This window comes from Peptoniphilus sp. (genome assembly GCF_050943655.1).
In the GTDB taxonomy this organism is placed as follows: domain Bacteria; phylum Bacillota; class Clostridia; order Tissierellales; family Peptoniphilaceae; genus Peptoniphilus_A.
In genome coordinates, this window is sequence record NZ_JBMNPQ010000095.1 from 1 (window position 1) to 4,320 (window position 4,320).

General features: G+C 31.9%; 4 protein-coding genes. All 4 read right to left on the minus strand.

The genetic code is table 11. From position 1 onward, the window contains the following. Nucleotides 1-326: 326 nt before the first annotated feature. On the minus strand, nucleotides 327-1,592 hold the full coding sequence (gene hutI, locus ACOX6R_RS07300; protein ID WP_433448769.1) for an imidazolonepropionase: 1,266 nt from the start codon (nucleotides 1,590-1,592) through the stop codon (nucleotides 327-329). A 148-nt stretch (nucleotides 1,593-1,740) separates the two neighbouring features. Continuing rightward, the gene (locus ACOX6R_RS07305; RefSeq protein ID WP_433448771.1) at nucleotides 1,741-2,655 is read right to left on the minus strand and encodes a type II restriction endonuclease; all 915 of its coding nucleotides are present in this window, start codon (nucleotides 2,653-2,655) and stop codon (nucleotides 1,741-1,743) included. Beyond that, nucleotides 2,645-3,415 carry a DNA-methyltransferase gene (locus tag ACOX6R_RS07310; protein WP_433448773.1) on the minus strand — a complete coding sequence of 257 codons (771 nt, stop codon included), beginning with the start codon at nucleotides 3,413-3,415 and terminating at the stop codon, nucleotides 2,645-2,647. The genes ACOX6R_RS07305 and ACOX6R_RS07310 overlap by 11 nt, the downstream gene beginning before the upstream one ends. 5 nt (nucleotides 3,416-3,420) lie before the next feature. Beyond that, complete coding sequence (locus ACOX6R_RS07315; RefSeq protein ID WP_433448775.1) at nucleotides 3,421-4,269, minus strand: DNA adenine methylase; 849 nt, start codon at nucleotides 4,267-4,269, stop codon at nucleotides 3,421-3,423. Nucleotides 4,270-4,320 lie beyond the last annotated feature (51 nt).

The following is a 4,320-nucleotide window of genomic DNA, read 5'->3' on the forward strand; positions in this document are numbered from 1 at the left end:
GACTTCTTATTACAACAAAAAGTCCAATTCATTAACTTAGTGTTGTGATAATATAGTATTGTATTTTGTGATATCTATACTGCTTCCGTGCTAAATCCAATAATATAGGGCAATAATCAGTAATACAGTACTTTTTTAATTCAAAACATAAAAAAATTGACTCTTGTATTTTTCAACACATAACTAACATACAATGATGTAAAATAGCAGAAAATGTCATTTCCTTCTTAAAATTTCTTATCAAGCTACATTGTGATAATGTTTTCTCAGTTTAAAAGAATGAAGACCAGAAATAATTATCTCTGGTCTTTTTAAAAAATATTCTATTATTTAACAAGTTGTCTATCTTCTACAACAAGATTACCATCAATATAAACTTGATGAGTTAAGTTTGTACCAAAGAAGTATAGAGTATAATCTAATGTTCCTGCATCAAATACAGTGATGTTAGCTCTCTTGCCCTTGTCAAAAGATCCCATTGTCTTAGCTCTATCAACAGAGTAAGCAGCGTTAATAGTTACAGCATTATATACTTCAATTGGAGTAAGTTTCATCTCTAAGCATCCAAGTTGCATGATGAATTGAAGGTTAGCTGTTGGGCATGAACCAGGGTTTGAGTCAGTACATAGAGTAATTGCCATTCCCTTTTCAAGCATCTTTCTTGCTGGCGCATAAGTGTCAAGCATTAGTGAGAAAGTTGTTCCTGGAAGAAGGTTACCTATAATATTATTTTCTGCCAACATTTCAATTTCTTCATCGTCAACTACCATCAAGTGTTCTGCAGAAACTGCTCCAACATCAGCTGCAACTTTTACTCCACCGACATTTTCAATTTCGTCACTGTGGATTCTAGTCTTAAATCCGTGTTCTTTTGCAGCTTCTAGAATTCTTTTTGATTGCTCAGCTGTAAATACTCCCTTTTCGCAGAATACGTCACAGAATTCAGCAAGATTTCTCTTTGCAACTTCGGGCATCATGTCAATAACGATGTCTACATATTCGTCTGGATTATCTTTATATTTATCTGCAATTACGTGAGCTGCCATGAATGTGATTATTAAATCACTTGGGAATTCTTCATTTAATTTTTTTAGAACTTCTAATTCTTTAAGTTCAGTTTCAAGAGTAATTCCATAACCACTCTTTGCTTCAACAGCAGTTACACCGTGAACAAGCATGTGTTCCAAAAGTTTTTCTGTCTTGTCGTATAGTTCATCAAAACTTGCAGATTCAGTTGCCTTTAAAGTAGAAAGAATTCCGCCGCCAGCTTCTAGGATTTCTAGGTAGCTCATTCCATTAAGCTTCATAGCAAATTCATTTTCTCTACTTCCACCATAAACTAAGTGAGTGTGAGCATCGATTAGTCCAGGAGAAGCAACCTTGCCAGTTAGATCAACAATTTCTGTGCTGTCGTCTTTAAGATTTTCCCAAGCATCGCCTTCGCCAACTTCAAGAATTTTTCCATCAGCTATGGCAATATAACCATTCTTTAGAACAGTAGCCTCATTCATCTCATCTCCCCTTAAAGGTCTTCCAATATCCTTAGGTGAGAATATTTCATTTAGATTAATTAATATCTTATCAGCCTTCATAATTTCCTCCTATTAAATTCTACCTATATCATAACACAAACATTATACCCAATTTATAATAAAATAATTTTTGAGAAGAAGTTTATTAAATATTTATTGTATGAAATTTCTTACAATCATAAAATATAAACATTTAATAATTTATTGATTACTCTCCATCGGTTAAAGCATACTTTAAGTAATTTTGTGACAACATATCGATATTAAAAATATTATCTATTTTATAAAAAGCTTCTGATAATGGAATATGTGCTGTCTTCCAGCCCTGGCCATCAGTAATCCAAATAAAAGTAATATCCTCACTATTAGATGTTAAAAATTGGTGAAGTGTAACAAATTCACCTGAAACAGATTTTAACTTTGAGCCGCCACCGCCATAATAATTTGTTTCAATTAAGAAAAGTTTTCGTCTATATGGATCGAATACTGCGACATCAAATCTTCTTGAAGATTTATCCACGGGAACATCAATATCCCAATGACTTTTTATTTGTATATGGGACGCTTGAGTCATATATTTAAACCCGATTTCCTCACAAGTTTTCTTTACGTATTTTTCGACTATCATTTCCATAGTAGTTCCACTTCGATTTTTTCTGCCATTGCTGTCCAATCCAACTTCAACACCATATACATAATCTACAAGAGATCTGTTGGCATCATTTTTTAAAAAGTTAAATAGTCCACTGTCTTCACAAAATTTTATGTATTCATTTATTTTAGTTATATCAACATTTTTAAAATCCAGATTATAGAATTTTACATTTTCATCTAATTCTAAAACATCAAATTTTTTATCACGACACGCAATTAAAGATGGAATTGCTCTTATTAGATTTGGTTGATCTGAAAAAAGTCCTTCGGCTAACTCTTTTATATTTTCCTTACCAATTAAAAAATTTAAAGTATTTAATTCTAATTCATATTCCCTTGTGTTGTTTACCGCTTTGTTCCAATTAACATAATATTCAGGTGTCCTATTTGTTGAGGAAAGAGTTGACATAAATAAAGAAATTTTTTCTCCCGTTTCAAGTGACAAATATTCCCTATAACTATTTTCCATCTATGGCCTCCAATCTTTTTTTAGCTATTTCTAAATACTCTTCATTATTATCCACGCCTATAAAAGCTCTATTTAATCTTCTAGCAACTACTCCCGTTGTGCCACTACCAACAAAAGGATCTAAAATCAAATCACCTTCTTCTGTTGATGACAAGATAACTTTTTCAAGTATGTACTCAGGTTTTTGAGTTGGATGTTTCCCCATCTTCTTTTCTCTTGGTGGAGTTAATGGACCTCTCCATACATCTTTCATTTGCTTACCACCATTCATTTCACGCATCAAATCATAATTATAATAATGTTTAGCACCTTTGAAGTCTTTTCTAGCCCATAAAATTGTTTCCGTTGAATGCGTAAAATATCTTTTTGAAAGGTTTGGTGGCGGGTTAGTCTTTTCCCAAGTAATATTATTCATGATCTTAAATCCTTCTTGCTCTAAAGCTAATCCAACAGAGTAAATATTGTGCAAAGTTCCACATATCCATATAGTTCCATTTGGCTTTAATGTCCTTTTTGCCAATCTAATCCAACTTCTATTGAATTTATGCTTACTTTCCAAACCATCAATTTTGTCCCAGTCACCCTTATTGACGGAGACCTTTTTTCCACCACTGTTAGAAAAACCATCATTACTTAAAAAATAAGGTGGATCTGCAAAAATCATATCAAATCTCTCTTCTGGAGCAGCTTCTAAATATTCAAATGTATCCGCAAGAACTAATTTACTTTTTCTGTCTGAAAAGTAAACATTTATATCCATTATAATCACTCTCCATAATTTCTAATTATCAACTCATTAATCTTGCCTCGCCCAGATGAATTTGAATTAATACTTCTATTTGCTCTTACAACATTTATATTAACACCATCTATTCCATCATAAAGCTCATGGATTGCACCAACATCAGAGTTTGACTGCATTACCTTGACTCCCTTATTTGTAAGGTCCTTAAATGTTTTACAAAGCCTTAACTGATCTTTTTCATCAAATCCATCATGGGTATATGCTGTAAATGAACTTGTAGCTGAAATAGGTGCATATGGTGGATCAAAATAAACAAAATCACCCTCTTTAGCATCTGAAACAGCATCTTCAAAGTCTGTATTACGTATTAAAATATCGTCATTATTTAAATAGAGATTAACATTTCGCAGTAATTCTTCGTTAACAATTCTGGGATTTTTATATCTTCCATAAGGAACATTAAACTGACCTTTTTTATTAACCCTATATAAACCATTGAAATTTACTCGCAACATATATAAAATCCTAGCTGCCTTCTCTGTGTCAGTCATGTTTTCAATTCTTCCATCCCTATCTGCGCTTCTTAAGTCTAAGTAATATTCTTTGGAATTATTTTTTGAATGAATTTCTAATAGTTTTATTAGATTTTCTACATCATCTCTAATTTGTTTATAAGCAAGTATCAATTCATTGTTCAAGTCATTAATAGTTGCTCTCTTAGGTTGCAATTCAAAAAATACAGCTCCACCACCAACAAACGGTTCATAGTATCTATTGTAATTATTTGGTAAAAGTTTTTTTATATCTTTTAGCAACTGCCTCTTACCACCAGTCCATTTAGTAAATGGTGCTAACTTTATATCGTCCATAATTATCAAAATCAATCTTCCTTAATCATTTATTTCTCTTTTATGTATAAT

Coding starts and splice junctions, on each gene's coding strand:
- hutI (WP_433448769.1), bottom strand. CDS start 1,592: ATGAAGGCTGATAAGATATTAATTAATCTAAATGAAATATTCTCACCT.
- ACOX6R_RS07305 (WP_433448771.1), bottom strand. CDS start 2,655: ATGGAAAATAGTTATAGGGAATATTTGTCACTTGAAACGGGAGAAAAA.
- ACOX6R_RS07310 (WP_433448773.1), bottom strand. CDS start 3,415: ATGGATATAAATGTTTACTTTTCAGACAGAAAAAGTAAATTAGTTCTT.
- ACOX6R_RS07315 (WP_433448775.1), bottom strand. CDS start 4,269: ATGGACGATATAAAGTTAGCACCATTTACTAAATGGACTGGTGGTAAG.